The 25,635-nt window shown below is 66.5% G+C and carries 30 protein-coding genes and 1 tRNA gene; 19 read left to right on the top strand and 12 right to left on the bottom strand.

What is annotated here, in order from left to right:
* Positions 1 to 41: 41 nt before the first annotated feature.
* From JVX91_RS01080 to JVX91_RS01100, 5 genes are all read right to left on the bottom strand, one after another.
* On the bottom strand, positions 42 to 1,013 hold the full coding sequence (locus tag JVX91_RS01080; protein ID WP_169936380.1) for an aliphatic sulfonate ABC transporter substrate-binding protein: 972 nt from the start codon (positions 1,011 to 1,013) through the stop codon (positions 42 to 44).
* Between the two features lie 174 nt (positions 1,014 to 1,187).
* Positions 1,188 to 2,084: an acyl-CoA dehydrogenase gene (locus JVX91_RS01085; protein WP_205337624.1), complete on the bottom strand. Its 897-nt coding sequence runs from the start codon at positions 2,082 to 2,084 to the stop codon at positions 1,188 to 1,190.
* A gap of 193 nt (positions 2,085 to 2,277) precedes the next feature.
* Positions 2,278 to 3,222 (bottom strand): ABC transporter substrate-binding protein, encoded by a 945-nt coding sequence (locus JVX91_RS01090; RefSeq protein WP_205337625.1) that lies wholly within the window; start codon positions 3,220 to 3,222, stop codon positions 2,278 to 2,280.
* Between the two features lie 11 nt (positions 3,223 to 3,233).
* The gene (locus JVX91_RS01095; protein ID WP_205337626.1) at positions 3,234 to 4,301 is read right to left on the bottom strand and encodes an LLM class flavin-dependent oxidoreductase; all 1,068 of its coding nucleotides are present in this window, start codon (positions 4,299 to 4,301) and stop codon (positions 3,234 to 3,236) included.
* Between the two features lie 414 nt (positions 4,302 to 4,715).
* Complete coding sequence (locus tag JVX91_RS01100; RefSeq protein ID WP_205337627.1) at positions 4,716 to 5,612, bottom strand: LysR family transcriptional regulator; 897 nt, start codon at positions 5,610 to 5,612, stop codon at positions 4,716 to 4,718.
* Positions 5,613 to 5,725: 113 nt separating this feature from the next.
* Here JVX91_RS01100 and JVX91_RS01105 point away from each other — a divergent pair, with 113 nt between their 5' ends.
* Entirely contained in the window at positions 5,726 to 6,331 is a 606-nt protein-coding gene (locus tag JVX91_RS01105) for a 3-mercaptopropionate dioxygenase (protein WP_205337628.1), read from the top strand.
* Positions 6,328 to 7,911 (top strand): rhodanese-related sulfurtransferase, encoded by a 1,584-nt coding sequence (locus JVX91_RS01110; protein ID WP_205337629.1) that lies wholly within the window; start codon positions 6,328 to 6,330, stop codon positions 7,909 to 7,911. The genes JVX91_RS01105 and JVX91_RS01110 overlap by 4 nt, the downstream gene beginning before the upstream one ends.
* Positions 7,912 to 7,975: 64 nt before the next feature.
* Here JVX91_RS01110 and yedA read toward each other — a convergent pair whose 3' ends face one another.
* Positions 7,976 to 8,863, bottom strand: a complete 888-nt coding sequence (yedA, locus tag JVX91_RS01115; RefSeq protein WP_205339904.1) for a drug/metabolite exporter YedA — start codon at positions 8,861 to 8,863, stop codon at positions 7,976 to 7,978.
* A gap of 178 nt (positions 8,864 to 9,041) precedes the next feature.
* Between yedA and JVX91_RS01120 the strand changes: the two genes are divergently transcribed.
* Positions 9,042 to 9,488 carry an Lrp/AsnC family transcriptional regulator gene (locus JVX91_RS01120; protein ID WP_205337630.1) on the top strand — a complete coding sequence of 149 codons (447 nt, stop codon included), beginning with the start codon at positions 9,042 to 9,044 and terminating at the stop codon, positions 9,486 to 9,488.
* Positions 9,489 to 9,905: 417 nt separating this feature from the next.
* Here JVX91_RS01120 and JVX91_RS01125 read toward each other — a convergent pair whose 3' ends face one another.
* Positions 9,906 to 11,183 (bottom strand): acetyl-CoA C-acetyltransferase, encoded by a 1,278-nt coding sequence (locus JVX91_RS01125; RefSeq protein ID WP_205337631.1) that lies wholly within the window; start codon positions 11,181 to 11,183, stop codon positions 9,906 to 9,908.
* Positions 11,184 to 11,351: 168 nt separating this feature from the next.
* Between JVX91_RS01125 and JVX91_RS01130 the strand changes: the two genes are divergently transcribed.
* On the top strand, positions 11,352 to 12,707 hold the full coding sequence (locus JVX91_RS01130; protein ID WP_205337632.1) for a 3-oxoacyl-ACP reductase: 1,356 nt from the start codon (positions 11,352 to 11,354) through the stop codon (positions 12,705 to 12,707).
* A gap of 291 nt (positions 12,708 to 12,998) precedes the next feature.
* Here the strand turns inward: JVX91_RS01130 and JVX91_RS01135 are convergent, their stop codons facing one another.
* Together JVX91_RS01135 and JVX91_RS01140 are read right to left on the bottom strand one after the other, a co-directional pair.
* Positions 12,999 to 13,400: an EF-hand domain-containing protein gene (locus JVX91_RS01135; protein ID WP_205337633.1), complete on the bottom strand. Its 402-nt coding sequence runs from the start codon at positions 13,398 to 13,400 to the stop codon at positions 12,999 to 13,001.
* Positions 13,401 to 13,463: 63 nt separating this feature from the next.
* A complete protein-coding gene (locus tag JVX91_RS01140; RefSeq protein WP_205337634.1) occupies positions 13,464 to 14,471 on the bottom strand; it encodes an AraC family transcriptional regulator in 1,008 nt (335 codons plus the stop codon).
* A 205-nt stretch (positions 14,472 to 14,676) separates the two neighbouring features.
* Here JVX91_RS01140 and JVX91_RS01145 point away from each other — a divergent pair, with 205 nt between their 5' ends.
* The 4 genes from JVX91_RS01145 (at position 14,677) to JVX91_RS01160 (ending at position 17,353) form a co-directional block, all read left to right on the top strand.
* A complete protein-coding gene (locus tag JVX91_RS01145; RefSeq protein WP_205337635.1) occupies positions 14,677 to 15,534 on the top strand; it encodes a MaoC/PaaZ C-terminal domain-containing protein in 858 nt (285 codons plus the stop codon).
* A gap of 84 nt (positions 15,535 to 15,618) precedes the next feature.
* On the top strand, positions 15,619 to 15,936 hold the full coding sequence (locus tag JVX91_RS01150; protein ID WP_205337636.1) for a nucleotide pyrophosphohydrolase: 318 nt from the start codon (positions 15,619 to 15,621) through the stop codon (positions 15,934 to 15,936).
* Positions 15,933 to 16,703: a methyltransferase domain-containing protein gene (locus JVX91_RS01155; RefSeq protein WP_205337637.1), complete on the top strand. Its 771-nt coding sequence runs from the start codon at positions 15,933 to 15,935 to the stop codon at positions 16,701 to 16,703. The genes JVX91_RS01150 and JVX91_RS01155 overlap by 4 nt, the downstream gene beginning before the upstream one ends.
* A gap of 53 nt (positions 16,704 to 16,756) precedes the next feature.
* On the top strand, positions 16,757 to 17,353 hold the full coding sequence (locus tag JVX91_RS01160) for a DUF4136 domain-containing protein (RefSeq protein WP_205337638.1): 597 nt from the start codon (positions 16,757 to 16,759) through the stop codon (positions 17,351 to 17,353).
* Here the strand turns inward: JVX91_RS01160 and JVX91_RS01165 are convergent.
* On the bottom strand, positions 17,338 to 18,258 hold the full coding sequence (locus tag JVX91_RS01165; protein WP_240201686.1) for a glycerophosphodiester phosphodiesterase family protein: 921 nt from the start codon (positions 18,256 to 18,258) through the stop codon (positions 17,338 to 17,340). The two genes, JVX91_RS01160 and JVX91_RS01165, sit on opposite strands and share 16 nt — an antisense overlap.
* Before the next feature lie 131 nt (positions 18,259 to 18,389).
* Between JVX91_RS01165 and JVX91_RS01170 the strand changes: the two genes are divergently transcribed.
* From JVX91_RS01170 to JVX91_RS01205, 8 genes are all read left to right on the top strand, one after another.
* The gene (locus JVX91_RS01170) at positions 18,390 to 18,962 is read left to right on the top strand and encodes a DUF4136 domain-containing protein (protein WP_205337639.1); all 573 of its coding nucleotides are present in this window, start codon (positions 18,390 to 18,392) and stop codon (positions 18,960 to 18,962) included.
* A gap of 19 nt (positions 18,963 to 18,981) precedes the next feature.
* A complete protein-coding gene (locus JVX91_RS01175) occupies positions 18,982 to 19,476 on the top strand; it encodes a GNAT family N-acetyltransferase (protein ID WP_205337640.1) in 495 nt (164 codons plus the stop codon).
* Complete coding sequence (locus JVX91_RS01180; protein ID WP_205337641.1) at positions 19,463 to 19,837, top strand: DsrE family protein; 375 nt, start codon at positions 19,463 to 19,465, stop codon at positions 19,835 to 19,837. The genes JVX91_RS01175 and JVX91_RS01180 overlap by 14 nt, the downstream gene beginning before the upstream one ends.
* Positions 19,834 to 20,295 carry a glycine cleavage system protein H gene (locus JVX91_RS01185; RefSeq protein WP_205337642.1) on the top strand — a complete coding sequence of 154 codons (462 nt, stop codon included), beginning with the start codon at positions 19,834 to 19,836 and terminating at the stop codon, positions 20,293 to 20,295. The genes JVX91_RS01180 and JVX91_RS01185 overlap by 4 nt, the downstream gene beginning before the upstream one ends.
* A complete protein-coding gene (locus tag JVX91_RS01190) occupies positions 20,292 to 20,975 on the top strand; it encodes a M15 family metallopeptidase (protein WP_240201687.1) in 684 nt (227 codons plus the stop codon). The genes JVX91_RS01185 and JVX91_RS01190 overlap by 4 nt, the downstream gene beginning before the upstream one ends.
* A 238-nt stretch (positions 20,976 to 21,213) precedes the next feature.
* Positions 21,214 to 21,855, top strand: coding sequence for a GrpB family protein (locus tag JVX91_RS01195; protein WP_205337643.1), 642 nt, complete (start codon positions 21,214 to 21,216; stop codon positions 21,853 to 21,855).
* A gap of 55 nt (positions 21,856 to 21,910) precedes the next feature.
* Positions 21,911 to 22,114, top strand: a complete 204-nt coding sequence (locus JVX91_RS01200; protein ID WP_017520627.1) for a hypothetical protein — start codon at positions 21,911 to 21,913, stop codon at positions 22,112 to 22,114.
* 84 nt (positions 22,115 to 22,198) lie between these two features.
* On the top strand, positions 22,199 to 22,420 hold the full coding sequence (locus JVX91_RS01205; RefSeq protein WP_205337644.1) for a DUF6434 domain-containing protein: 222 nt from the start codon (positions 22,199 to 22,201) through the stop codon (positions 22,418 to 22,420).
* Here the strand turns inward: JVX91_RS01205 and JVX91_RS01210 are convergent.
* Entirely contained in the window at positions 22,417 to 22,827 is a 411-nt protein-coding gene (locus JVX91_RS01210; RefSeq protein ID WP_205337645.1) for a hypothetical protein, read from the bottom strand. The two genes, JVX91_RS01205 and JVX91_RS01210, sit on opposite strands and share 4 nt — an antisense overlap.
* A 389-nt stretch (positions 22,828 to 23,216) precedes the next feature.
* On the opposite strand from JVX91_RS01210, the gene JVX91_RS01215 reads away from it, so the two are divergent.
* Together JVX91_RS01215 and JVX91_RS01220 are read left to right on the top strand one after the other, a co-directional pair.
* On the top strand, positions 23,217 to 23,453 hold the full coding sequence (locus JVX91_RS01215) for a type II toxin-antitoxin system ParD family antitoxin (protein WP_205337646.1): 237 nt from the start codon (positions 23,217 to 23,219) through the stop codon (positions 23,451 to 23,453).
* Complete coding sequence (locus tag JVX91_RS01220; RefSeq protein ID WP_205337647.1) at positions 23,450 to 23,785, top strand: type II toxin-antitoxin system RelE/ParE family toxin; 336 nt, start codon at positions 23,450 to 23,452, stop codon at positions 23,783 to 23,785. Before JVX91_RS01215 ends, JVX91_RS01220 begins: the two co-directional genes overlap by 4 nt.
* 92 nt (positions 23,786 to 23,877) lie before the next feature.
* Here JVX91_RS01220 and JVX91_RS01225 read toward each other — a convergent pair.
* A tRNA-Sec gene (locus tag JVX91_RS01225) sits at positions 23,878 to 23,973 on the bottom strand.
* A 177-nt stretch (positions 23,974 to 24,150) separates the two neighbouring features.
* On the opposite strand from JVX91_RS01225, the gene JVX91_RS01230 reads away from it, so the two are divergent.
* Positions 24,151 to 25,605: an alpha/beta fold hydrolase gene (locus JVX91_RS01230; RefSeq protein ID WP_205337648.1), complete on the top strand. Its 1,455-nt coding sequence runs from the start codon at positions 24,151 to 24,153 to the stop codon at positions 25,603 to 25,605.
* The last annotated feature ends 30 nt before the right edge of the window (positions 25,606 to 25,635 follow it).

Genomic DNA, 25,635 nt, shown 5'->3' on the forward strand with positions numbered 1-25,635 from the left:
GCCGTGACGGGCCGCTCGGGAGAGCGGCGGGAAATTGCGGATCAGTTGCTCGCCACGTCCGGCTGCCAGACCGGCACCGCGCGGGCATCGACAGGCTTGGGCAGCAGGCCTTCGGCGTAGAAGGCGTCGGCAATGCGTTGCTGCTCGTCGAGGCCGTCCTTGCGCACCGGCTGCACGTCATAGCTGCGGCGGGCATTGGCCTGTTCGACGGTGGCGACATCGAGGTTGCCCCACAGCGGGCCGAGCACCTTGGCGGCGTCGGCGGGGTGCTCTTTCACCCAGCGGCCAGTCTTCTGCAGTTCGGCGAAGACCTGCTTGAGCACTTCCGGGTGGGCCTTGGCGTACTCGGTGGACGCGAGGTAGTAGCGCTGGTAGCTGGCCAGGCCCTTGCCGTCGACCAGCACGCGGGCGTTCTGCTGACGCTGGGCGCTGGCCACGTATGGGTCCCAGGTCACCCACGCATCGACCTTGTGGTTCTCGAAGGCGGCGCGGCCATCGGCGGGAGTGAGGTACGCCGGCTGGATGTCGGAGAACTTCAGCCCGGCCTTCTGCAGGGCGGCGATCAGCAGGTAGTGGCTGCCGGCGGCCTTGGTCACGGCCACGCGCTTGCCTTTGAGATCGGCCAGGGAGTTGAGCGGCGAATCGTGCGGCACCAGGATCGACTGCGCGGTGGGCGACGGGGTTTCGCGGGCGAAATAGGTCAGCTGCGCGCCGGCGGCCTGGGCAAAGACGGGTACGGTATCGGCGACGTCGGCGGACAGGTCGACGTTGCCCACATTCAGGGATTCGAGCAGCGGCAGGCCGCTGGGGAACTCATGCCAGGTGACCTTGATGCCCTGCTTGCCCAGTTCGCGCTCCAGGTTGCCCTGGGCTTTCACCACGGTCAGCAGCGTGGAGGACTTCTGGAAGCCGATGCGCAGGGTCTGCTCGGCCTGGGCGGACAGGGCGCCGAACAGGGCGACCGACGCGCTGAGGCCAACGGCGAAACGGCGCAGGAAATGACTGCGGGACATGGATACGGCTCCTCGGGTACGGGTTGGCCGCCCGCAGAGCGAGGCGGACCACTGGACAGGTCAGGTGATGCTGGATGAGTCCGGTGGTCCGGTAGAGCGAAGATTACAGGTATAAAAAATCCAAAATAAATAATTTTTAGTTCTTAACTAATGCCGGACGGATTTACCCGCCAATCAGTGCGCAGCCCCCAGCAGCCGGGCCCTCAAGCCTTCCGCGCGGAGACTCGACTGCGCAGCCTCGCGAGCCACCGCCAGCACCTGGATGGCCAGGTTGGAAAAATGGCTGCTGCGGCTGAAGCTCAGCCCGGCGCCGACGGCGATGTCGTCGTCCAGTTGCGCGGCGGCCTGTTCGCTGAGCACCAGTCCCAGCCCCAGGAGACGCGACAACTCCGAGCCCTGCGCCAGCTCCAGCCGGTTCGCCGCATGCAGCGCGAGACCGAGGGCGACGTTGGCTTCCAGCAGCAGGGCCAGGCCATCGCACAGCGAACGCCGGGGCGTGATCGCCAGCCCCGGCGGCAGGAGGATGTCTTCCGGATGCACGCGCAGTTCGTTGCACTGCGCGCCACCGCGCAGTACCAGGCCCGCACGGGCGCTGGGCAGCGCGGCGAGGAGGAAATCGCGACCGGGTTCGTACCAGGCGCGCAGCACCAGCCAGTCGGCGGCTTCGACGGTGAAGGCGTCCCACTCCGCGCCATTGACGCGGAAACCACCGCGCACATGTTCGGCGGCCTGCAGCGACTGCCCGTCCCCCAGCGCGCCCCACAGCGGCTCGCGCAACAGCGTCAGGTTGAGCAGGCGCTGCACCTGCTCGCGGCTGCCCAGCAGGCTGACCCGCGCCAGCTGCAGGTGGTGGACGGCGAACAGCCGGGCCAGGCCGCCGTCCCGTTCGCAGAGATCACGCAGGGTTTGCAGGATGTCCTGCCAAGGACTGGCGCTACCGCCCAGTTGAGCCGGCAGGGACAGCCGCAACAGGCCGGACTCGCGCAGGGCGCGGGCCCAGGTTCCGGCTGCGCTGGGAACAGGCGGTGCGACCGGCCGGGTCGCAGCCAGCCGGAATGGAACAACGCTCATGGACACCTCTGGAAAGACGCGAGGATCAGTGGCCTGGGCGTTGGGCGCGCGGGTGGACTGAAGCGGAAACAGAGCTTGGAACAACCCCGTTGGGCCGCCGGGAAGAACCGGCCGCCAGGGCGGTACTTAGAACCATATCCAAGCATCGCCGCAAGGTTAAATAACCTTTTTGCCTTAGCTGAGAACCCGCCACTCAGTGGAATGAGGTGGCGAAGGAGGTATCGATCACGCTGGAGGTATCGAAAGCCTTGGGCAGCGCGCCGGTCTGCAGGAGGAAGTCGGCGGTGCCCTGGTAATCGGCGGCGGCCTGTTTATCCACCGGGCCGACGCTCATGGCGGCCTGGCCGATCCAGTGGCGCGACACGGACTGGTCGAGGTTGGCCTTTTTCGCCCAGACGTCGGCGTACTGCTCCTTGTGCGCCTCGACCCAGGCGCGGGCCTTCTGCAGGCGGCCAAGGAAATCGGCGATCTGCTCGCGCTTGGGATCGATGGAATTGGCGTTGGCAGCGATGCTCGACAGCCCCGGCATCAGGTCGCGGGCGGTGAGGATCGGGCGCGCGCCGGAGAATACGATCTGCTGCGAGATATAGGGCTCCCATACCGGGAATGCATCGATGCTGCCGCGCGGCAATGCGGCGGCGGCGTCGATGGGCATCAGCTTGACGAACTCCACGTAATCGCTGGGCAGGCCGGCCTTTTCCAGCGCGCGCAGGGTCAATTGCTGGCTCCAGGCGCCGGGCCAGTAGGCGACCTTCTTGCCCTTGAGGTCGGCGATGGTCTTCACCGGCGAATCCTTGGGCACCAGCAGGGCAATGGTGTCCGGGTTCTGCTGGGAGATACCGATCAGCTTCACCGGCGCTCCCTTGGCGGCAAGGAAGATGAAGCCCGAGTCGCCAAGGAAGCCCAGGTCCAGCGCGCCGGCCTGCAACCCTTCGGCCACCGGCGCGGCGGACTGGAAGTGCTTCCAGTCGACGGTGTAGGGCGCGCCTTCAAGCACGCCGGACGCTTCCATCGATGCGCGCACGTTGTAGTAGTTCTGGTCCCCCACCCGCAGGGTCGGCAGGTCGGCGGCGTGGGCCAACGGCGCGCCCAGGATGAGCGCGGCGAAGGTGGCGCGCAGGCGTTGCTTCAGGTTCATCGAAAAGCTCCTCAGCCGGCGCGCCGCAGTTGCGGCAGACGGGCGATATGGTCGTGGATGGCGGGAATCAGGCCCTGGCCGTAGCGCACGGCATCGCCGAGCGGGTCGAAGCCACGGATCAGGAAGGTGGAAACGCCCAGGCGGTAGTACTCGCCCAGCGCGGCGGCGACTTGCTCGGGCGTGCCGACCAGCGCGGTGGAGTTCCAGCGCGCACCGGTAAGCCGGGCCACGCCGGTCCACAGGCGCGTGTCGAGCACCTCGCCCTGCTGCGCCGCGGCCAGCAGGCGCTGGGAGCCGACGTTCTCCGGCTGGTGATCATTGAGCGGCAAGCCCAGGCGGGTGCGGTTCTCCCGCACCTGTTCGAGCACTTCGGCAGCGCGCTTCCAGGCGGCCTCCTCGGTGTCGGCGACGATGGGGCGGAAGGACACCGAGAAGCGCGGATCACGCCCCTGAGCATGCGCGGCAGCCCGCACGCGGCGAATGTGGCCGTCGACAGCGGCCAGCGGCTCGCCCCAGAGCATGTAGGTGTCGGCGTGCTTCGCCGCGACGTCGATGGCGGCATCCGAGGAGCCGCTGAAGTAGATTGGGATGTGCGGTTTCTGCTGCGGGCGCACGGCGGGCGAAGCGCCCTGGAAGCGATAGAACTCGCCATCGAAGTCCACCGGGCCTTCAGCAGTCCAGATGTCGCGCAGCGCTTGCAGGTATTCGTCGGTGCGGGCGTAGCGGCGGTCGTGTTGGAGGTAGTCGCCGTCGCGGGCGAGGTCTTCGTCGTTGCCGCCGCTGACCACGTTGAGGGCCAGGCGGCCATCGCTGAACTGGTCGAGGGTGGCGAGTTGGCGGGCAGCCAATGGCGGCGCGATCACACCCGGCCGATAGGCCAGCAAGATGCCCAGCCGACGGGTAGCGGCGGCGACGAAGGAGCTGACCACCGCTCCTTCAGCGGCATTGCTGAAATACCCCACCAGCACGCGGTCGAAACCGGCGTCCTCATGGGCCTGGGCAAAGCGCCGGACGAATCCGGCATCCACCGCTTCCCCCAGCGGCTGGTCCACCTCGGAACTCGGGGTGGCGGTGATCATGCCGAGAATTTCCACGCTCACTGTGTTGCCCTCGCCTGGGCCGCTGCATAAGGTCGGCGGCTTTCGTTATAAGAAAAACGTCGGTTAAGAAGTTGTTCTTAGAAGCTATAGGCAAGCGCTTCATGATGGAAATTCATTTTTGTCATATCCTAATATGCTAATTACGCATATTCAGGCATAACCAAGCTGCGCGGCGCGCGCTTTTACCGCCACATCACTGCCGAACCGTAGGAGCGGACCTTGTCCGCGAAGCCTTGGACCCGCACGGCCGTTTTTTTCGCGGAGAAGCTCCGCTCCTACAAGAGCGCGCGCGATTGCGGAGCGTGGGCGGAGTGCGGAGTGCGGGCGCCAAGTGCGTAGATATTGCGAGCCAGCTCGTTCGTGCCGGAGCGAGCATGGAGAAGCCGCCCGCAGTCAACCCGCTGCGATGTCGAGACCCTCAGCCACAGCATGGCCGAACAGCCGTGCCGGCGTTTCCAGGTTGCCCAGCAGGCGCGGACGCACCAGCCAAAGCTGGATCAACGGCTGGAAGTCCTCCAGCGCCAATACCCGCAATTGGTCGCGGTAGCGACTGCGCGCGAGGGCCGGCGCCGGCACGAGGCCAAGCCCGCGCCCTTCGGCCACAAGGCCAAGCTGCAGCTCGCTGCCGAAGGTTTCCAGGTTCAACTGCAGCCCCAGTCCCTGATCGGCCAGAGCCCGCTGCAGGCCTGCACGGAAGCCGCAGCCGTCCGGGTTCAGCACCCAGCCGTGCTGGTAGCAATCGAGCAGCCGGCGGGCCTGCACGTCACCGTCTTTCGCTGCCACCACGCAGAGTTCGACCCGGCCCAGCGGCGTGGCGCCGAGATCGTCGGGGAATACCTTGCTGGGCGGAAACAGCACCACCGCCGCGTCCAGATCGGCGTTCTCCAGCCGCGCCAGCAGATGGCTGCCCCAGCCGCTGCTGACCTGCGCACGGAGCTCGGGGTACTCGTCGGCCAACTGGCGTAGGGCCTCCAGCAACACCACTTCGCCGATGCTCTGCGGCACACCCAGGCGCAACACGCCGCTGGGCGCGCTGTCGCTGGCCACCAGCTCACGCAGGCCGTCCACCTCGCGCATCACCCGCAAGCACTGCTCGAACACACGGCGCCCGGCGGCGGTGGGCTTGAGCGGCTTGGTGTTGCGGTCCAGCAGCTCCACCCTGAGGGATTCCTCCAGGCTCTGCACCCGCCGGGTGATGGCGGACTGGGTCAGACCAAGGCTCTCGGCGGCCTGGCTGAGGGAGGCGTTGCGGATCACCGCGACGAAGGCATCGATGTCGTCGATCTTCATGGGGCTGGCACCAATTGCATTTCTCGCATATTAGCTTAGATTCAAAATGCATTTCAGGAATAAAAACGCGTTTGCTACCGTAGCGCCAGAACCTTCCGGAGTGAATCCCCCGCATGTCAGCTCCCCTTCGCCTCGACCGCCTGCGCCAGTTCATCGGCGATCTGGCAGCCCTGATCGACACCGCTCCCGACGAAGCCGCGCTGCTCGCCGAAGCCCGTCCGCTGCTCGCCGAACTGGTGCGCCATGACGACTGGCTGCCCGAGGACTACGCCGGCCCCGACCCGCAGCGTTACCAGCAGTACCTGCTGCACGCTGATTCGCGGCAGCGCTTCTCGGTGGTCAGCTTCGTCTGGGGCCCGGGCCAGCGCACGCCGGTGCACGACCACCGCGTCTGGGGCCTGATCGGCATGTTGCGCGGCGCCGAGTATTCGCAACCGTTCGCCTTCGCGGCCGATGGCAGCCTGCAGCCCGTGGGCGAGCCGCATCGCCTGGAGCCGGGCGAAGTGGAGGCGGTGTCGCCCCGTATCGGCGACATCCACCAGGTCAGCAATGCCTTCGCCGACCAGCCCTCCATCAGCATCCACGTCTACGGCGCCAACATCGGCGCGGTGCGGCGTGCCGTCTTCAGCGCCGAAGGTGAAGAGAAACCCTTCATCTCCGGCTATTCCAACAGCCAGTTGCCCAATATCTGGGACCTGTCGAAAGAGAACCCTGCATGAGCCAGATCACCCGCCGCTCCTTCCACGATATCCGCGCCGCCCTCCTCGCCCGCCAGGAGCTGGCATTGCTGGACGTGCGCGAGGAAGACCCGTTCGCCCAGGAACACCCGCTGTTCGCCGCTAACGTGCCACTGTCCAAGCTGGAGCTGGAAATCTACGCCCGCGTACCGCGCCGCGATACGCCGATCACCGTCTATGACGACGGCGAAGGCCTGACGCAGATTGCCGCGCAGCGCCTGCTGGAACTGGGCTACAGCGACGTGGCCCTGCTCGACGGCGGGCTCGCCGGCTGGCGCGAGGCCGGTGGCGAGCTGTTCAAGGACGTGAACGTGCCGAGCAAGTCGTTCGGCGAACTGGTGGAGGCCGAGCGTCACACTCCGTCGCTGGCCGCCGAGGAAGTGAAGGCGCTGCTCGATGCCCAGGCCGACGTGGTGGTGCTCGACGCCCGCCGCTTCGACGAATACCAGACCATGAGCATCCCCAGCGGCGTCAGCGTGCCGGGCGCCGAACTGGTGCTGCGTGTCGCCGAGCTGGCGCCGAACCCGGCCACCCGCGTCATCGTCAACTGCGCCGGGCGCACCCGCAGCATCATCGGCACCCAGTCGCTGGTGAACGCCGGCATCCCCAACCCGGTGTCGGCGCTGCGCAACGGCACCATCGGCTGGACCCTGGCCGGCCAGCAGCTGGAGCACGGGCAGGCCCGGCGCTTCGCCGAGGTTTCCGCCACTACCCGCGAATCCGCCGCCCAGCGTGCCCGCGCCGTGGCCGACCGCGCGAACGTCGCGCGTATCGACCTGGCCGGCCTGCGCCAATGGCAGGCCGAAACCGAGCGCACCACCTACCTGTTCGACGTGCGCACGCCGGAAGAGTACGAGGCCGGCCACCTGCCGGGTTCGCGCTCGACTCCCGGCGGCCAGTTGGTGCAGGAAACCGACCACGTCGCCAGCGTGCGCGGTGCGCGCCTGGTGCTGGTGGACGACGACGGCGTACGCGCCAACATGAGCGCCTCCTGGCTGGCCCAGATGGGCTGGCAGGTGGCCGTGCTGGACGGGCTGTCCGCTGCCGATTTCAGCGAACAGGGCGCGTGGAATGCGCCGCTGCCACCCAAGCCTCAGGCCGAGACGATCAGCCCGCAGACCCTGGCCGACTGGCTGCGCGAGCCGGGCACCGCCGTGCTCGACTTCACCGCCAGCGCCAACTACGTGAAGCGCCACATCCCCGGTGCCGCCTGGGCCCTGCGCAGCCAGCTGAAGCAGGCAGTGGCGCAGCTGGGTAATGCCGAGCGCTATGTGCTCACCTGCGGCAGCAGCCTGCTGGCGCGCTTCGCCGTGGCGGAGGTGGAAGCCCTGAGCAACAAGCCGGTGTTCCTGCTCGAGGGCGGCACCGGCGCCTGGGTCGCCGCCGGCCTGCCCACCGAGGAAGGCGAAAGCCGCCTGGCGGCACCGCGCATCGATCGCTACCGCCGTCCGTACGAAGGCACCGACAACCCGCGTGAAGCCATGCAGGGCTATCTGGACTGGGAGTTCGGCCTGGTCGAGCAACTGGGCCGCGACGGCACCCACGGCTTCTTCGTGATCTGATCCGCGCCGAAAAACACAGCGCCCGCCGACAGTCTCCTGTGGGCGGGCGCTTTGCGTTCCGGGATCAGTTAGAGGGGCCGCGGCGCCACTGCGGCAGGCCGATCAGGACCACCGCGCTGATGATCACCGCCATCGCCAGGGATTCCGCCAGGCCGATGTGCTCGCCGGCGAACACCACGCCGAGCATCACCGCCACCGCCGGGTTGACGTAGGCGTAGCTGGTCGCCGCCGCCGGGCGCACGTTGGCCAACAGGTACATGTAGGCGCTGAAGGCGATGATCGAGCCGAACACCACCAGGTAGGCCAGCGCGCCCCAGCCGGCGGCGGTGGGCATCTGCTCCAGGCGCTCGCCGCTGAGCAGGCTGCCCAGCAGCAGCACGCCGCCGCCTACCAGCATCTCCACTGCGCTGGCCATCGCGCCGGCGGGCAGGTCCAGGCGCCGGCTCCACACCGAGCCGAAGGCCCAGGTGGCCGCCGCAAAGATAATCAGCGCCGCCCCCGCCGGGCTGCCCTGCAGGTTCGAGCCAAGGTTGAGCAGCACGATGCCGAACAGGCCCAGGGCGATGCCAGCCCACTCCAGCGCGTTGGTCCTGTTGCCGAAGAAGCGCCCGAACACCAGGGTGAACAGCGGCACGGTTGCCACGGCCAACGCCGCCACACCCGAAGCCACGCCCCAGTGCTCGGCCACCGTCACCCCGCCATTGCCGCAGCTGAGCAGCAGGATGCCAATGGCGCCCGCCGACAGGCACTGCTTGAGGCTCGGCAACGGCGCACCGCGCCAAAGCATCCAGGCGAACAGGATCGCCCCGGCGATGACGAAGCGGCAGCCGGCCATCAGCATCGGCGGCCAGGATTCGACGCCAATGCGGATTACCAGGTAGGTCGAGCCCCAGATGAAGTAGAGGGCGAAAAAGGCGGCGATCAGGGTCAGGGAGACGCGGGCTCTGGGCATGGGCATCGTGGTCATGGGAGGGGCTCGACAAGGCAGGCGGGGCGATTCATTTTATGCAGGCAACCCCGCGCCGATAAGGCACAGACAACGCCAATACAGGCGTAACACTTTTCAATCGATGGATTTTCCGGTTTTTCTCCGTTGAATCTGTTTTGACTCGAAAGCCAAGGTGGAACCGATGGACAAATACGACCGCGCATTGCTCGCCGCCCTGCTGGAAGACGGCCGCCTGTCCTTCGCCGAACTGGCCCGACGCATCAATCTCTCCCCGCCGGCGGTGGCTGATCGCGTGGCGCGCCTGGAGGCCGAAGGCGTGATCACCGGGTACCACGCCAGCGTAGACCTGACGAAGATGGGTCGTTCGATCCAGTGCCTGATCGAGATGCGCCTGAACGATCACCGCAGCAAGACCATGCTCGACCCGCTGCTGGAGATTCCGCAGATCATCGATTGCTACCGCATTACTGGCGAGGCCTGCGTGATGCTCAAGGTTGCAGTGAGCTGCACCCAGGAACTGGAAGAGCTGATCGACCGCCTCGCCCAGTTCGGCACCAGCAAGACGTCGCTGGTGCTCTCCACACCGTTCTCCCGGCGAATCCATCCAGCGATGTTGCAGGGCGGCTGAGGCTCGTTTCTAGAAGGTAATTGCAGACCAGCGCGCTACCGGCTCTCGTAGGAGCGGACCTTGTCCGCGAAGCTCCCACAGGCCGACCTCGCGGTCGGATCGCGGATAAGATCCGCTCCTACGAAAGCATCAAACTCCTTGTCCGCGAAGGCCCACAGGCCGACCCGGTGGTCGGATTGCAGAAAAGATCCGTCCCCACGGAAACGTCAGGTTCCTTGTAGGAGCGGACCTTGTCCGCGAAGCTCCTCAGGCCGACCTCGCGGTCGGATCGCGGATAAGATCCGCTCCTACGAAAGCGTCAGGTCAGCTCCTCGAATTACGGACAAAAAAAGGCGGCGCCGCTCGCGCGGGGCCGCCTGAAGTCACGGAGTTGCTACATCGCGGGGCCGGCGAAGAGGGCCGCCCCGTTGTATTGGATTACCGTTCGATGATCGCGGTCACACCCTGGCCGCCCGCGGCGCAGATCGAGATCAGCCCGCGCCCCTTGCCGGCGGCATCCAGCAGCTTCGCCAGGTTGGCGACAATGCGCCCGCCAGTGGCGGCAAACGGGTGGCCGGCCGCCAGCGAACTGCCCTTCACGTTGAGCTTGCTGCGGTCGATGGAACCCAGCGGCGCATCCAGCCCCAGGCGTTCCTTGCAGTAGTCCGCGTCCTCCCAGGCCTTGAGCGTGCACAGCACCTGGGCGGCGAAGGCTTCGTGGATTTCGTAGAAGTCGAAGTCCTGCAGGGTCAGGCCGTTGCGCGCCAGCAGGCGCGGTACGGCATAGACCGGCGCCATCAGCAGCCCTTCGTGGCCGCCGACGAAATCCACCGCCGCTGCTTCGCCGTCCTTGAAGTACGCCAGGATCGGCAGGCCGCGCGCCTTCGCCCACTCCTCGCTGGCCAGCAGCACCACCGAGGCGCCATCGGTCAGCGGCGTGGAGTTGGCGGCCGTCAGGGTGCCGCGCGGGCCCTTCTCGAACACCGGCTTGAGGGTGCCGATCTTTTCCAGGTTGATGTCCGGGCGCAGGTTCTGGTCGCGCACCAGGCCGCGGAACGGCGTCATCAGGTCGTTCTGCCAGCCCTCGTCATAGGCGGCGGCCAGCTTGTGGTGGCTCTCGTAGGCCAGCTTGTCCTGCTCGTCGCGGGGGATGGCCCAGGTCTGCGCCATCAACTCGCAGTGTTCGCCCATGGACAGCCCGGTGCGCGGCTCGCCGTTCTTCGGAATGTGCGGCATCAGGTGGCGCGGGCGGATCTTCAGCAGGCTTTTGATCTTCTCGGCGTTGGACTTGCCACGGTTGGCCTCCAGCAGAATCTTGCGCAGCCCTTCGTTGACGCCGATGGGCGCATCGGAGGTGGTGTCCACGCCGCCGGCGATGCCGCAGTCGATCTGCCCGAGGGCGATCTTGTTGGCGACGAGGATGGCCGCTTCCAGGCCGGTACCGCAGGCCTGCTGGATGTCATAGGCCGGGGTTTCCGGCGCCAGGCGCGTGCCCAGCACGCACTCGCGTGTCAGGTTGAAGTCGCGCGAATGCTTGAGCACCGCGCCGGCGACCACCTCGCCCAGGCGCTCGCCGTGCAGCTTGTAGCGCTCGATCAGGCCGTCCAGCGCGGAGGTCAGCATCTCCTGGTTGCTCGCCGTGGAGTACACGGTGTTGGAGCGGGCGAAGGGAATACGGTTGCCGCCGACGATGGCGACCCGGCGCAATTGGGTCATGCAGAGCTCCTGGGTGGATGAGCGTTAAAGTGCGGTCAAGGCTAACCTTAGCCGCTTGTGTCGCATTGGCCGCCCCGCCGTTGCGCAGGTCAGCGCGGTCAATTGCGTCGAACCCCTGCCTGCGTAGAGTGGTCAGCACTTTAGAGAATCCGTTCAGGAGCCCGTTCCATGACCGATCGCTACATTGCCTTCGCCAACTCCAACGTCGGCCGCCGCCTGGTCGGCGCCCTCGGCCTACCCGCGCCGGTTCGCCTGGAGCGCTGGAGCACCGGGCGCACGCGGCCGGTGGACGGAGCGCTGCTGCTCGGTGGCGAGGGCAACCTGAACGAGGCCGTGCTGCCCTTCGCCGAGCGCCTGACTGATTCGATCTTCGCCTTTGCCGACGGCCAGTACGGCCTGCCGCGCTGGACCGCCGAGCACGGCCCCAAACTCAAGGCCATCGTCTTCGATGCCAGCGGCTTGACCCGTTTCGAGCAGACGATCGAACTGCGCACCTTCTTCCAAGGCGCGATCAAGGGCCTGGACAAGTGCCCGCACGTGGTGATCCTCGGCCGCGCGCCAGAATCGATCAAAGACCCCATCGCCGCCAGCGTGCAGCGCAGTCTCGAAGGTTTCAGCCGCTCGCTCGGCAAGGAAATCCGCCGTGGCGGCAACGTGCAGCTGGTGTATGTCGGCAAGGGCGCCGAGGACCAGCTTGAAGGCGCGCTGCGCTTCTTCCTTTCGCCCAAGAGCGCCTATGTCTCAGGGCAAGTGGTGCGCCTCTCTGCCTATGACAAGCAGGTGCAGGACTGGAGCCGCCCGCTGGTGGGCAAACGCGCACTGGTGACCGGCGCCGCTCGCGGCATCGGCGCGGCCATTGCCGAGACCCTGGCCCGTGACGGCGCCGAGGTGGTGCTGCTGGACGTGCCGCCGGCCAAGGACGCACTCGACGCCCTCGCCGCGCGCCTCGGCGGCCATGGCGTGGCGCTGGATATCTGTGCGGCGGACGCCGGCGCACAGCTGGTAGCGGCGCTGCCCGATGGCGTCGATATCGTGGTGCACAACGCCGGCATTACCCGCGACAAGACCGTCGCCAAGATGAGCGAAGCATTCTGGAACTCGGTGATCGACGTGAACCTGAAGGCCCCGCAGGTGCTGACCCAGGCGCTGCTGGACGCGAACAAGCTGCATGACGATGGCCGCGTGGTGCTGCTCGCATCCATCAGCGGCATCGCCGGCAACATGGGCCAGACCAACTATGCGGTGAGCAAGGCCGGCCTGATCGGCCTGGCGCAGGCCTGGGCGCCGGCGCTGGGCAAGAAGGGCATCAGCATCAACGCGGTGGCGCCGGGCTTCATCGAAACCCAGATGACCGCCGCCATCCCGCTGACCATCCGGGAGGCCGGCAGGCGCATGAACTCCATGGGCCAGGGCGGCCTGCCGCAGGACGTCGCCGAAGCCGTGGCCTGGTTCGCCCAGCCGGGCTCCGGCGCAGTGAGCGGGCAGGTGCTGCGGGTTTGCGGACAGAGCCTGCTGGGCGCTTAACCTTCGGGATCGCAGGACGCATAACCTGGAACAGGTTATTCGCCACTCCCTTCATGGCGGATAACGCTGGCGCGTTATTCGCCCTACGGACGGATTCGCCGATCAGCATGCGTTACCTGTGGGAGTAACTGTCTTCTTCTGCGAGTTCGTGCCTACTCTTTTCCCTCTCCCTCTCCCTTCGGAGCGGGGCGCGCAGCCAGGGTTAGGGAGAGGGCAAACCTGCGCAGATGAACCCCAAATTACGTAGGAGCGGGCCATGCCCGCGATCGCGCCCATGGGCGCTCCTACAGGTCAACTGCGAGCGGCGATCAGCTCGCGAAACTCCTCCGCGCTCACCCGGTGGTCGCCATCGCGGTCCGCACGCACGATCAACGCCGGCTCCTGGGTCATGAACTCCGCCTGGCTGACCTTGCCGTCACCGTCATGGTCCGGCCAGGCGATGGCATTGGGCGAGACCTGCACGCTGGGATTCGGCGGCGTCACTTCCTCGCGGGTCAGCAAGCCGTCCTGATTACGGTCCAGCCGGTGGAACATGCGCACGCGCATCGGCGCCATGTCACTGGCCTCGATGTAACCGTCGCCGTTGGCATCCAGGCGGGAGAATGCCGTTTCGCCCATCTCCCCCGCGAATACGCAGGGTGCGGACAACAGAGCGGCAGACAGCAGGAAGGCTTGGCGGATTCGGCTTTGCATCGGTGATTCCAAGGTGGGACTGACCGGCAAAGCCTAGCCACAGGGCGGCTCGAACAGGTTCGATCACTCCGCCGGTGGTTGCGGGCGGCCTCGGCGACGGAACTCCACCGGCGTCTCGCCGACCCAGCGCTTGAAGGCGCGGTAGAAGGTGCTCGGCTCGGAGAAACCGGTGCGCTCGACGATCACCTCGATGCGTTCGTCGGTCTTGAGCAACAGCTCCTTGGCCAGGCGACAGCGGTAATCGGTGACCAGATCGTTGAAGCGCACCCCGGCCATGGCCAGGCGTTCGCGCAGGCGACGGGCCGGCATGTCCAGACGGGCGGCAACCTGCTCCAGCGTCGCGCCGCCATCCACCAGCAGCACGCCGATCAGTTCGCGCACCTTGCGCACCAGGTCCAGCCGCTCCACCTCGGCCAGTTGCCGGCGCGCCAGGGACTCGTGCATGCGCAGCAGTTCAGGGGCGGCGTGGCGCGAAGGCTTGTCCAGCACGGTGGCGTCGAACACCAGGGCATAGCGGTCGGCACCCAGCACCACCGGGCAGCCATAGACTTCGCGATAACGTGCCGCCGGGGCGCCCTCTTCGTGCATCAACTGCACTTCGTGGGGTTTGAAGTCACCCTCGGTGAGCGCGTGGAACAGGCGGACCACCGCGCCAGCCAGCATCTCCGGGAAGTGCCGGTTGGTCCCGGCGGTATGACCGAGCAGCAGGACGGCCTTCTCGCCTTCCACTTCCAGGCGAGCATTCAGCGTGTCGGACAGCAGGCGCACATAGCGCAGGGCATGGCGCAGGCCTTCGCCGAAGGTGGCGCTGGAGAGGAACAGGTACTCCAGCAGCAGGCCGTGGAATGCCGGCAGGTGGCCGGCCAGGTAGAGGCCGACGTGCTCTTCGCCACACTCGTCGGCGGCGGCCTTCCAGAACAGGTTCTGTGCGCTATGGGGGAATCGTCCGGCAGGCAGGCTGCCGGCTGGCAGGCCGACGCGGGCCAGCACGCGGTCGGGGTCGGTACCGCTGGCGCGCAGGGCGTCGATCACCGGGCGCATCAGCGCCACATCGTCGGTCAGATCACGCATGGTGTTTTTTCTAGTTATCCATGAGGCGAGCCCATCTTAGGCAGCTTTCCCATCGCCCCTCAAGAGAATCAGGAAGCAGGCTGAGGGAAATATCCGAGCAATCCGGCGGTCACATTGACTTGCCTGCCGCGCACAGCGTTGCCACGGCCAATGCCCACGCTCCAGTGCTGGCTAAGCTGAATGAATGCCCCTCAGGAGATACCCGATGCCCCGCGATTGGCTTGACCTGTCCGCCCCACCCGCCCTCACCGGCCTGTTCGTACGTGCGGCGCTGCGCCGTGGCGTCCGCGGCCGCAGCCTGCCGACACGCGGCGTGCGCTGCCCGGTCACGGTGGATCCGAAGCACCTGGAACGCTATCGCAAGGTCTGCGGCTTCCCCGACAACCACCTGCTGCCGCCGACTTATCCGCATATCCTCGCCTTCGGCCTGCAGATGGGCCTGCTCACCGACGCGAGTTTCCCCTTCCCGCTACTGGGCCTGGTGCACCTGGAAAACCGTATCAGCGTGTTGCGGCCGCTGGGCGGGCTGGGGCCGTTCAACGTCAGCGTGCGGGTAGCCGACCTGCAGCCCCACGAGAAGGGTGTGACCTTCAGCATCATCACCCAGCTGCACGACCAGCTCGGCCTGCTCTGGGAGGGCGACAGCCGCATCCTGTTCCGCGGCATGCGCCTGGACGGCACGCCGCCGGCCCGCGACGACGTCGCCGAACTGCCGCTGGAGCAGATCGACGCCTGGAACTGCCCGGCGGATATCGGCCGTCGCTATGCCCGTGTGGCCGGCGACTACAACCCGATCCACCTGTCGGCTGCCAGCGCGAAGCTATTCGGCTTCCCCCGCGCCATCGCCCACGGCCTGTGGAACAAGGCGCGTAGCCTGGCGGCGCTGGGCGAACGCCTGCCAGCCGCCGCTTATCGGGTCGAGGTGCGCTTCCAGAAGCCGGTGCTGCTGCCCTCCTCCGTCAACCTGCTGGCCAGCGAACCCGCAGCCATCGGGCAGTTCAGCCTGCGCGGCAAGGACGACCTGCCGCACATGGCCGGCAGTTGGAGCCCGCTCGATTCCTGATGCGCGAGACTTGAAGCGCGTCGCCTGAGGCTTGAAGCTATGGGGCTCACGTTGGAGCCCCATCTGCATGAACCTCGAAGCCATATGAACCTAGAAGCCATCACCGCGCGCCTGCACGCCATCCGCGACCACAACGACTGGAGCCGCTTCCACAGTCCGAAGAACCTGGCCATGGCCGCCAGCGTGGAAATGGCCGAGCTGGTGGAAATCTTCCAGTGGCTGCGCGAGGACGAGTCGCGCCAGCTGCCGCCGGAAACACTGGCCCACGCCGGCCAGGAAGTCGGTGACATCGTGCTCTATCTCTTGCTGCTGTGCGCCGAGCTGGGTATCGACATGGACCAGGTGGTGCGCGCCAAGCTGGCCGACAGCGAGCGACGCTTCATCGAAGGCGGTGCCAAGTGAGCCAGCCTCCAAAATCCGGCGACCGCCACTTCGACGAACTCGCCACGCGCTTCGCCGAGAAGATCTACGGCGGCGCGAAAGGCGCGATCCGTCTCGCGGTGCTGCAGGCCGACCTGGCCGAAGCGCTACCCGACCGCCCGCTGCGGGTACTGGACATCGGCGCGGGCCTGGGCCACATGTCGCTGTGGCTGGCCGGGCGCGGCCATGACGTCACCCTCGCCGAACCCGCCGCGCCGATGCTCGAGGCCGCGCGCCAGCGCTTCGAGGAAGCGGGCCTTGCAGCCACTTTCATCGAGGCGCCCTGGCAGGACCTGCTCGGCCAGCTCAACGAACCCTACGACCTGGTGATCTGCCACGCCGTGCTGGAATGGCTGGCCGAGCCGCTGGCGATCCTGCCGGTGCTGCACCAGCTGACCCGCGCCGATGGCTGGCTGTCCCTGGCGTTCTACAACCGCGACGCGCTGATCTACCGCAACCTGCTCAAGGGGCATTTCCGCAAGCTGCGCAAGAACCGCTTCGCCGGTGAAGGCCAGAGCCTGACCCCGCAGGAACCGCTCGACCCGCGCGTGCTCGAAGAAGCCATGGTCGGCCATTGGCGCATCGAGGCGCGCAGCGGCGTGCGAGTGTTCCACGACTACATGCCGGTGGAATTCCAGCACAAGGCCGAACCCATCGACCTGGTGGAGATGGAACTGCAATACCGTCGACATCCCGCCTTCGCCGGGCTGGGGCGCTACCTGCACTGGCTGTGCCGGCCGCAGGATTAGGTGCATAGTTGCCAGTGCGCACGCCCACCACACCCGGCGTGCGGGAGTCCGTCATGCCGCGTTACCTGCTGATCCTGCCACTGTTCGCCACCCTGGCCGCCTGCCAGAGCCAGAATCCCTACTCCGCCACCTCGTTGCCCATCCCGCCGGCACCCGCACAAGCCGCCAATCCAGGCCTCGACCCCGGCAGCTATCCGGCGCCGCCCCTGGATTACGGTCGCTACCGCTCCTGGGGCTGGAGCGACGGCGCCGGCTTCGATGGCCCGCTGCAGGATGCCGTCAGCGAAGCCCTCGACCAGCGCGGCCTGCGCCCGGCGCGCAGCAACGCGCCAGCGGACCTGCGGGTCAGCGCGCAGCTTTCCAGCGAGCAGCGCACGCGGCAGACCACCGACTATTACAACGGCGGCTACTACGGCGGCTACGGCCGCTGGAACGATCCGTGGTACGGCGGCTACGGTGCCTCCTACCCTGTCACCCGCACCTACGTCGTCACCGTCAGCGTGGTACGCATCGCGCTGTTCGATGCCCGCAGCCACCAACAGGTGTGGAGCGGCAGCGCCGAGTACGAGGACGGCAGCAACCAGAGCGACCAGGCCCGCGCCCTGCGCGAAGCCGCCCGCAAGGCCATGGACGGTTATCCGCCGGGCTGAGCCTCGGCGCGCCGGTAGGCGGGAACGCTGGCCGGCGAATCGACCATCACCGCATCGGCGCCCAACTCCTGGGCCGTCCGATAGGCTGCCGCCGAGTTGATGCCGAACATCACCACGTTCGTACCCACAGCCTGCCGCACACACGCCATGGCCTGTGGCGTCCACAACCGCGCCGGCTTCACCTGATAGGACGACGAGCCCAGGGTGAATTGCTCCGTCACCGTCAGCTCGCGGTCCAACTCGATGCCCATCCAGGCACCTGCGGCCGGAGGCGTACAACGCCCGCCAAGCGCCAGCTCCACCAGACGATTGCGTGTGACATCACGGCTCTCGAACACCTGCGCATGCGGGTAGTGTCGGGCCAGGAAGTCACTGGCCTCGGGCTCGGTGGAGTAGAAGCGTACTCGCGACCAGGCATCGCTGCGGTCCAGTTCGACAGCGACCGCATCGATGACCGCGGCCACCGGTTGCGCCTTGATGTCGAGGAAGATCGGAATGTTCGTCGGTATCACCCGCAGCGCCTGCGCCAGGGTGGGAACCTCCAGCGCGCTGGCGCGATAGGGGTAATGGCCGTCGGCATCCTTGAAGCCATAGCCGGCATTCACGCGACTCAGCTGCGTCAGCGTGCGCGACGCGACGCTACCCGTGGTATCGGTCAGCGCGGACAGGTCCGTCGGCCGATACAGCACCGGCACGCAGTTGGCGGTCACCTGCACCGAGAGCCACAGCGCGTCGCTGCCATTCCACAGCGCGCGCCGGATTGCCAGGAGGGTATTTTCTGGCGCATCGCCGGTGCCCGCTCGATGCGCCACCACCAGCGGCGCTCGACGGGCCTCGGCCTGTTGCCATGCACAACCCTGTAACGCCAGCAGCACCAGCAGCGATCCGGTCATGAAACTGCGCATCACATCCGCCTTCCTCGAGATAGACCGCCAAATTAGCAACAGAGGTGGTTCCAATGCCGTCGAACATTACCAGCTTGCCAATCCCACGGCCTTGCGCTTGGATGGAGTTCTCTGACAGGAGTATTGCGATCATGATCCGCCGTCTGTTGTGCCGTTCATTGTTCCTGAGCCTGATGCTCGGCCTCGCTGCCTGTGAAACCACCAGCGTCAGCCGCGACTACGACACCACCCGCGACTTCGCCCGCTACCAGACCTGGAGCTGGGCACAACCCGCCTTCGAATACCGGCCGGATGATCCGCGCATCAAGAGCGACCTCACCGAGCAACGCATCAGCGACGCCGTGGCCGACGAGTTCGACCAGCGCGGCCTGCGCAAGGCCCAGGACGGCAACCCGGGCGACGTGAAGATCCGCGCCTACCTGATCGTCGACCAGCGCCAGGATCAGGTCACCACCTACACCGGCGGCTACTGGGGCGGTTATTGGGGTGGCTACTGGGGCCCGCCGCCGATGGCCGAGACCCGCAGCGTGACCTACAAGGTCGCCACCATCCAGGTCGACATGTTCGACGGCAAGGATGGCAAGCTGGTCTGGCGCGGCAGCGGCGAGCAGGTGATGCGCAGCAGCCCGCCGACACCGGCCGAGCGCGAAGCGGCGATCCGCGAGACAGTGCAGAAAGTCATCGCCCAGTACCCTCCGCACTGAGCCCTGCCCTGGAGACCGCGTGAATCATTCCACCCTGCAGCACCGCCCCGCCGTCGCCGCCGACCTCGACGAGATCGTGCGTTTCCCCCAGGACGCCGACGAGCTTTTCTACTGCTATCCCAAGGCGAGCTGGCCGCTGACCGTGGGCCAACTCGCCGCCGCCATGGCCGAGCGGCGCGGCAGTACCGTCGCCCTGCTCGATGGCCGGGTGGCGGGCTTCGCCAACTTCTACCAGTGGCAGCCGAACGAGTTCTGCGCCCTGGGCAACATGATGGTCGCACCCGCCGCGCGCCGGCATGGAGTGGCGCAATATCTGATCGAGGTCATGGAGCAGCTCGCCCGCGACCAGTACAAGGCACGGCTGATGAAAGTGTCCTGCTTCAATGCCAATGCCGCCGGGTTGCTGCTCTATGCGCGCCTGGGCTACCAGCCGCAGGGCATCGTCGAGCGCGCCGACCCCCAGGGCCGGCGCGTGGCCCTGGTCCAACTGGAGAAAGCCCTTGTCCACGCCTGAGCCCCAGCGCGTGCTGATCGTCGTCAGCAGCGGCCCGAGCACCCCGGCGCGCTGCGCCGCGCCGTTCTACACCGCCACCCTGCTGGCCTGCATGGATGCGCAGGTCACCCTGTTCCTCAGCGGCGAAGGCACCCGCCTGGCCTTCCAGGACATCGCCGACCACCTCTACGCCGCCGAGGGTGGCGAGCCCATCAGCCATTTCATCCAGCAGGCCAAGGAAGCCGGCGCGCGCCTGTTGATGTGCCGTGCGCCTGGCATCGCCATCGACGAAAGCCGGCTGATCGAGGAAGTCGACGAGATCGCCAGCGGTGGTGAGCTGGCACGCATGATTCTCGAGTACGACCGAGTGCTGACCCTGTGAAACTGCACGGCCTGGAGTTCCCGGACGACCGGCTCTACGCCCCCGAGTACAACCTCTGGTTGCGCGAGGAAAACGGCAGCGCGGTGACCCTCGGCCTCACCGCCTATGGCTGCGCGATCTACGGACAGATATTCGCCTTCACTCCCAAGCGCGACGGCTGGCACATCGACTGCGACCGCAGCTTCGGCGTGGTCGAGTTCGCCAAGGCCGCATCCTCCGCACGCAGCCCGCTGGACGGCAGCATCCTCGCCAGCAACGACGCCGTGGTGCGCCGCCCTGGCCTGATCAACCAGGACTGCTACGGCGAAGGCTGGATGGTGCGCCTGAAGCCCGACGACTGGGCCGCAGCCCGCGGCCGATTCCTCCAGGGCCAGGCCGCCCTCGACGCGTTCGCCCAGCGCATGTACCTGGACAACTTCGACCCCGACGACGACGGCGTGCAGGCCCTGCGCCCGTGAGCTGGATCGCTCGCTTCCTTCCACTCCTGCTGCTTCTGCTCCTCAGCCAGCCGCTGCGCGCCGACCAGCCCGCGCAGGGCGGTTTCGTCTACCTCGACCAGGTGCTGAAATCGGCGCGCTACGACGTGCGCTATGCAGGCTCGGACAACTTCGTCGGGGAGCCCATCGACGGCTATGCCACGGCACGGCTCATCCTCACACGCGAAGCCGCCGCCGCATTGGTCGCCGTCGAGCAGGACCTGGCGCTGAGCGGCCTGGCCCTGAAAATCTTCGACGGCTATCGCCCACAGCGCGCCGTGGATGAATTCCGCCGCTGGGCCAGCGACCCGCAGGACACCCGGCAGAAATCCCGCTACTACCCCGGTATCGACAAGAGCACGCTGTTCCGCGACGGCTACATCGCCAAGCGCTCCGGGCACTCCCGCGGCAGCACCGTCGACCTCACGCTGGTGGACATCGGCAGCGGCGCCGAACTCGACATGGGTAGCACCTTCGACTTCTTCGGCCCCATCTCCCACCACGGCACGGCGCTGATCAGCGTGCAGCAGACGCGCAATCGCGAAACCCTGCGCCAGGCCATGCTGCGCCACGGCTTCGAGCCCTACAGCGCCGAGTGGTGGCATTACACGCTCAAGACAGAACCTTATCCGGACACCTACTTCGACTTCCCGGTGCAATGAGGCCAGCGGCTAGGCTCAAGGGCACTGGCGCCCACCACGGAGACAATACGGACATGTCCAGACTCACCACCCTGCTGGCCGCCGCTCTCGGTGTCGCCTAGAGACTCGACGGCAGGCTGGTCGGACGCTTGCCTCGCTACGATGGCTACAAATGGCAACAGGCCGGTGCTTCTTGCGGAACCTCCCTCACCAACCCAGCCTCCAACGTTCGCCCCTACCGCCTAACGCCGGAGAATCCATGCCCCCGCAAGCCCCCGCATTCGATGGCCAACGCTGGAGCAATGCCGAAGAGGACCGCATCGAAGTCGTCCCTGCCGATCCCGCCTGGCCGCAGCGCTTTGCCGAGGAAGCCCAGGCCATCGCCCGCGAGGCGGACCTGCCCGGCCTGGGCATTGAGCACATCGGCAGCACCGCTGTGCCGGGGCTGGACGCCAAGCCGATCATCGACATCCTCCTGCTGCCGCCACCCGGCAGCGACCCGCACCGGCTGATCGACCCCCTGCAGCGCCTGGGCTACCAGTACTGGGCGGAAAACCCGGATACCACGCGGCTGTTCTTCGTCAAAGGCATGCCACCACTGGGCAATGGACGCACTCACCACGTCCACGTCATGGACCTGGGCGAAGCCTCGCGCCGCCTGCTGCTGCGCGACTGGCTGCGCAACCACCCCGAAGACGCCCAACGCTACGCGCAGGTGAAGCACGAACTGGCCCGGCGCTTCCCCACCGATCGCGACGCGTATACCGACGGCAAGGACGACATAGTCGCGCAGATACTCGGCCGCGCGCTCAACCCGTCAGGGCACCAACGCGACCACGGAGGCGATGCGCCCCACGGCGGCGAGATCCAGGGGCCGGACAGCCACGCGGCGAAACGTTAATCACGCGTTAATCCAACCGGCCGAAGCTCGGGACTCACCTTCAGGAGGTCGTCCCATGCTCAAGCTCTCCGTGGTTACCTTCGCCTGCGTCACCCTTGTCGGCTGCGCCGACGCCCCGCACTACAATCATTTCGGCGCCATCGAATCGCCCGTGCGCGAATCCTTCGGCGAAGACAACCTCGAACGCCAGCCCACCCGCGTCCGCCTGCAGAGCGACGATTACTCCGCACAGCAACAGCGCATGATGTGGGGGCAGTAACAGCGCACGACCTCGGCAGGCCGCGCAAGCGACTGCCGACTGCGCTATAACGGTCGCTCTCTCGAAACCTCAGGAATGGATACCATGGCCTTCGACTGGCACAGCGATCCGATCACTCGGCAAACACCGCTTGACCCCGCCTACCGCAACACCCAGAACGTCCGCCGCTTCATGACGCAACACTGTGGCGAAGCCTTCCGTTTCGACCGGCCGTTCATGGCCTGGATACGCAGCGCAAGCCCATCGGACATGGGCGAAGTCGTGGATGAATGGCGCTGCCGACACGGCGGACCTGCCGCTGGCTAGCCGCCCACCCACAAGGTGAACTGCCCATCCCGAATCGGCAGCGCCTCCCGCACGACGCTGTAGCGAACCGGCAGCACCGTCCCCGTGGCGACGCCCAGATGATCGGCCAGCGCCAGCACTTCTTCGAAGGACGCTTCCGGCAGGTACTTGTTGAGGGAAAAACTCTCGCCGCCGATCAGCACCTGCAACGCATAGACGTCATCGCCATCGGCGTCATACGCCAGCAGGCCCTGCAACTGAAGGCCGGACGGCAACCGCAATAGCGCGCGCACGAGCAAATGCGCCGGCTGGGCACCCGGTCCCATCACCAGCGGGACGAGAAAACATTCTTCCCGCCGCCCATCTTGCAACTGCCATAGATCGCTCAGTTCCAGATGTTCCTCGGTAAACAGCTCCAGCCTGACCATGGCCATCTCCTCCTGCGGCGCAATGAGGACGATAGCTCGCTCGTCAGCTTCATGCAGCGGGCGCAAGCCAGGTTAGGGAAAGTTCAAGTCGAGGAAGTGGCGGAAGGCAGTGAGAGTCGAACTCGTTTTGGGGCGTCGCCGTTGATGGTCATCTTTGTGAAATTGAGGCGTTCAGCAGGAACATCTGGGGCACTGGTAGCAAGTAGCTGCAATTGATTTCGACACGTTTTCGAGACCCAGAACTTGGCGTCCCTACGACATTAGACCAGAGGATTAGAGCAGTGCCCTCTGGGGCCGATCAGGGACTTTCGTCACCTGCTCGATGCCGGGGAGGATCACGAGTGCTAGGATGCTTTGGCAAATTTTGCCATTCCATAGAGACTGGTCCCATGAGCACGATGAACATTTCCCTGCCGGATACGCTCAAGAGCTTTGTCGATGAGCAGGTCAGCCAGCGTGGTTACGGCACCAGCAGCGAATACGTGCGCGAGCTGATTCGCAAGGATCAGGACCGTCAGCGTCTGCGGGGCCTGCTGATCGCCGGCGCGGAGTCGATACCTGCGGCACCTGCCGACAGCGACTACTTCGAATCGCTTCGCACGCGGGTGCGTAAGGCTCGTGGATGAAGGCGAAGCCCATCATTCCACGCGTACTCGCCAATCAGGATGTTGAAGCGGCTGTCGATTACTACCTGAGTGAAGACGCCGAACAAGCTGCTCTGGGGTTTGTCGATGCCCTGGAAAAGGCATACGCCCATATAGCCCGCCACCCTGCCAGCGGTTCATCCCGCTACGCCCATGAGCTGGATTTGCCGGGGCTACATAGCTGGCCACTCAAGCGCTATCCCTACCTGGTGTTCTACGTCGAGCGCGACGACCACATCGATGTGTGGCGCGTGCTGCACGGCATGAACGACATCCCGTCCTGGATGCAGGCTGGCGAGGGCGAACCGCGCTGAAAGTCCTTCGACACTTCTTCGACAGCGACGTCGGAGCGTCTTTCCGGGCTAAGCCGGAAGCTCAGAGCCACGAGGGCTGTAGACGGGAGAATTGGCGGAAGGCAGTGAGAGTCGAACTCACCCAGGAACGGCTGCCGTCCCCCACCGGGTTTGAAGCCCGGCCACGCCACCGGGCGTGATTGCCTTCCCTGGTCAGAAGCCGGCGGCGGAAGCGCAACGGCGAATGCGGGAGCCTGGATGTTGCCATCTTTGTCGTGGCCGATGCCAGCGCGGCGACGCCGCAGTGGCGTCGGTTTGATCTGGAAAGCAGCACGCCGCAGCCAACGTCTCTATGCTTGCCCGGCATGCGCTGACAAGGAAACTCCATGCTGACCGCGAAACTCACCAAGGGACTGCTCTGGGCAGCGATCGTCATTCTCGCTGTCGCCGTGATGCTGCTGGGCCTGCGCGTCGCGGCGCTACGGAACATCCCGCCACTGGAGCCCTGGCACACCTGGGTGCCGGAAGACCTGCACAGCGAGGCGATCGACCGCACCGACTGGGCCGGCTACCTGGCCGCCGAAGCCAAGCTGATGCAGGCCATGCGCAAGGAAATGGCGGCCAGCCTGCAGCCCTTCGAGCGCGTGGCCTACAACCGCTACTTCGACCAGAGCGCGGTTTACCCCGGCCGTTTCGCCACGGACTGGAACCGCTCCTACGAGATGCGCCCCAACGGTGAGGTGCGCGGCGCGGCGGTGCTGCTGCACGGGCTGACCGACTCGCCCTACAGCCTGCGCCACCTGGGCGAACACCTGCGGCAACAGGGTTTCGTGGTGATCGCGATCCGCATGCCAGGCCACGGTACGGTGCCGGCCGGGCTCACCGACGCGGACTGGGAAGACTGGATGGCCGCCACCCGGCTGGCCGTGCGCGAGGCCTCCGCGCAATTGCCCAAGGGCGCACCGCTGCTGATGGTGGGCTTCTCCAACGGCGGCGCGCTGGCGATGAAGTACAGCCTGGATGCGCTGGAGGATCCGAGCCTTGCTATGCCTGAACAACTGGTGCTGATCTCGCCGATGATCGGCGTCACCCGCTATGCCCAGTTCGCCGGCTTGGCGGGATTGCCGGCGCTGCTGCCGGCCTTCGCCAAGGCGGCCTGGCTGAACGTGCTGCCGGAGTTCAACCCATTCAAGTACAACTCCTTTCCCATTGCCGCGGCGCGCCAGACGGTGGAGCTGACCGACGCCGTGCAGGCCAGCCTGGAGAGCGCCAGCCGCAGCGGCAATCTCGGGCGACTGCCGCCGATCCTCACTTTCCAGTCACTTGCCGACAGCACCGTCAGCACTCCAGCAGTAATCAGCAATCTCTACGACCGCCTACCGGACAACGGCAGCCAGTTGGTGCTGTTCGACCTCAACCGCTCGCTGAACTATGGCCCGCTGCTGCGTCCGGAAATGGCCACGCTCGGCGACCGCCTGCTGCCGGAGCGCGAGCGCAACTATGACCTGACGGTGATCTCCAACAGCCCGCAGAGCAGCCAGACCAAGGCACTGCGCACGCCAGCCCATAGCCGGCAGCAGGAGGGCCTGCCGTTGGCGGCGGGCTACCCGGCGGATCTGTTCTCGCTTTCCCACGTGGCGCTGCCCTTCCCGCCTGACGACGCGCTCTACGGCCAGTTCCCGGACAGCTCGGAGGACTTCGGCATCCACCTGGGCACTCTGACGCCCCGTGGCGAGCGCGGCGTGCTGATCGTCGGCCTGGACCTGTTCCAGCGCGTGACGTCCAATCCCTTCTACGACTATCTCGTGCAACGGGTCGACCAGGTGTTGCCAAGGCCCTGACTCGGCACACCAGCCTCGGAGTTACCAGTT

Source organism: Pseudomonas sp. PDNC002 (assembly GCF_016919445.1).
In the GTDB taxonomy this organism is placed as follows: domain Bacteria; phylum Pseudomonadota; class Gammaproteobacteria; order Pseudomonadales; family Pseudomonadaceae; genus Pseudomonas.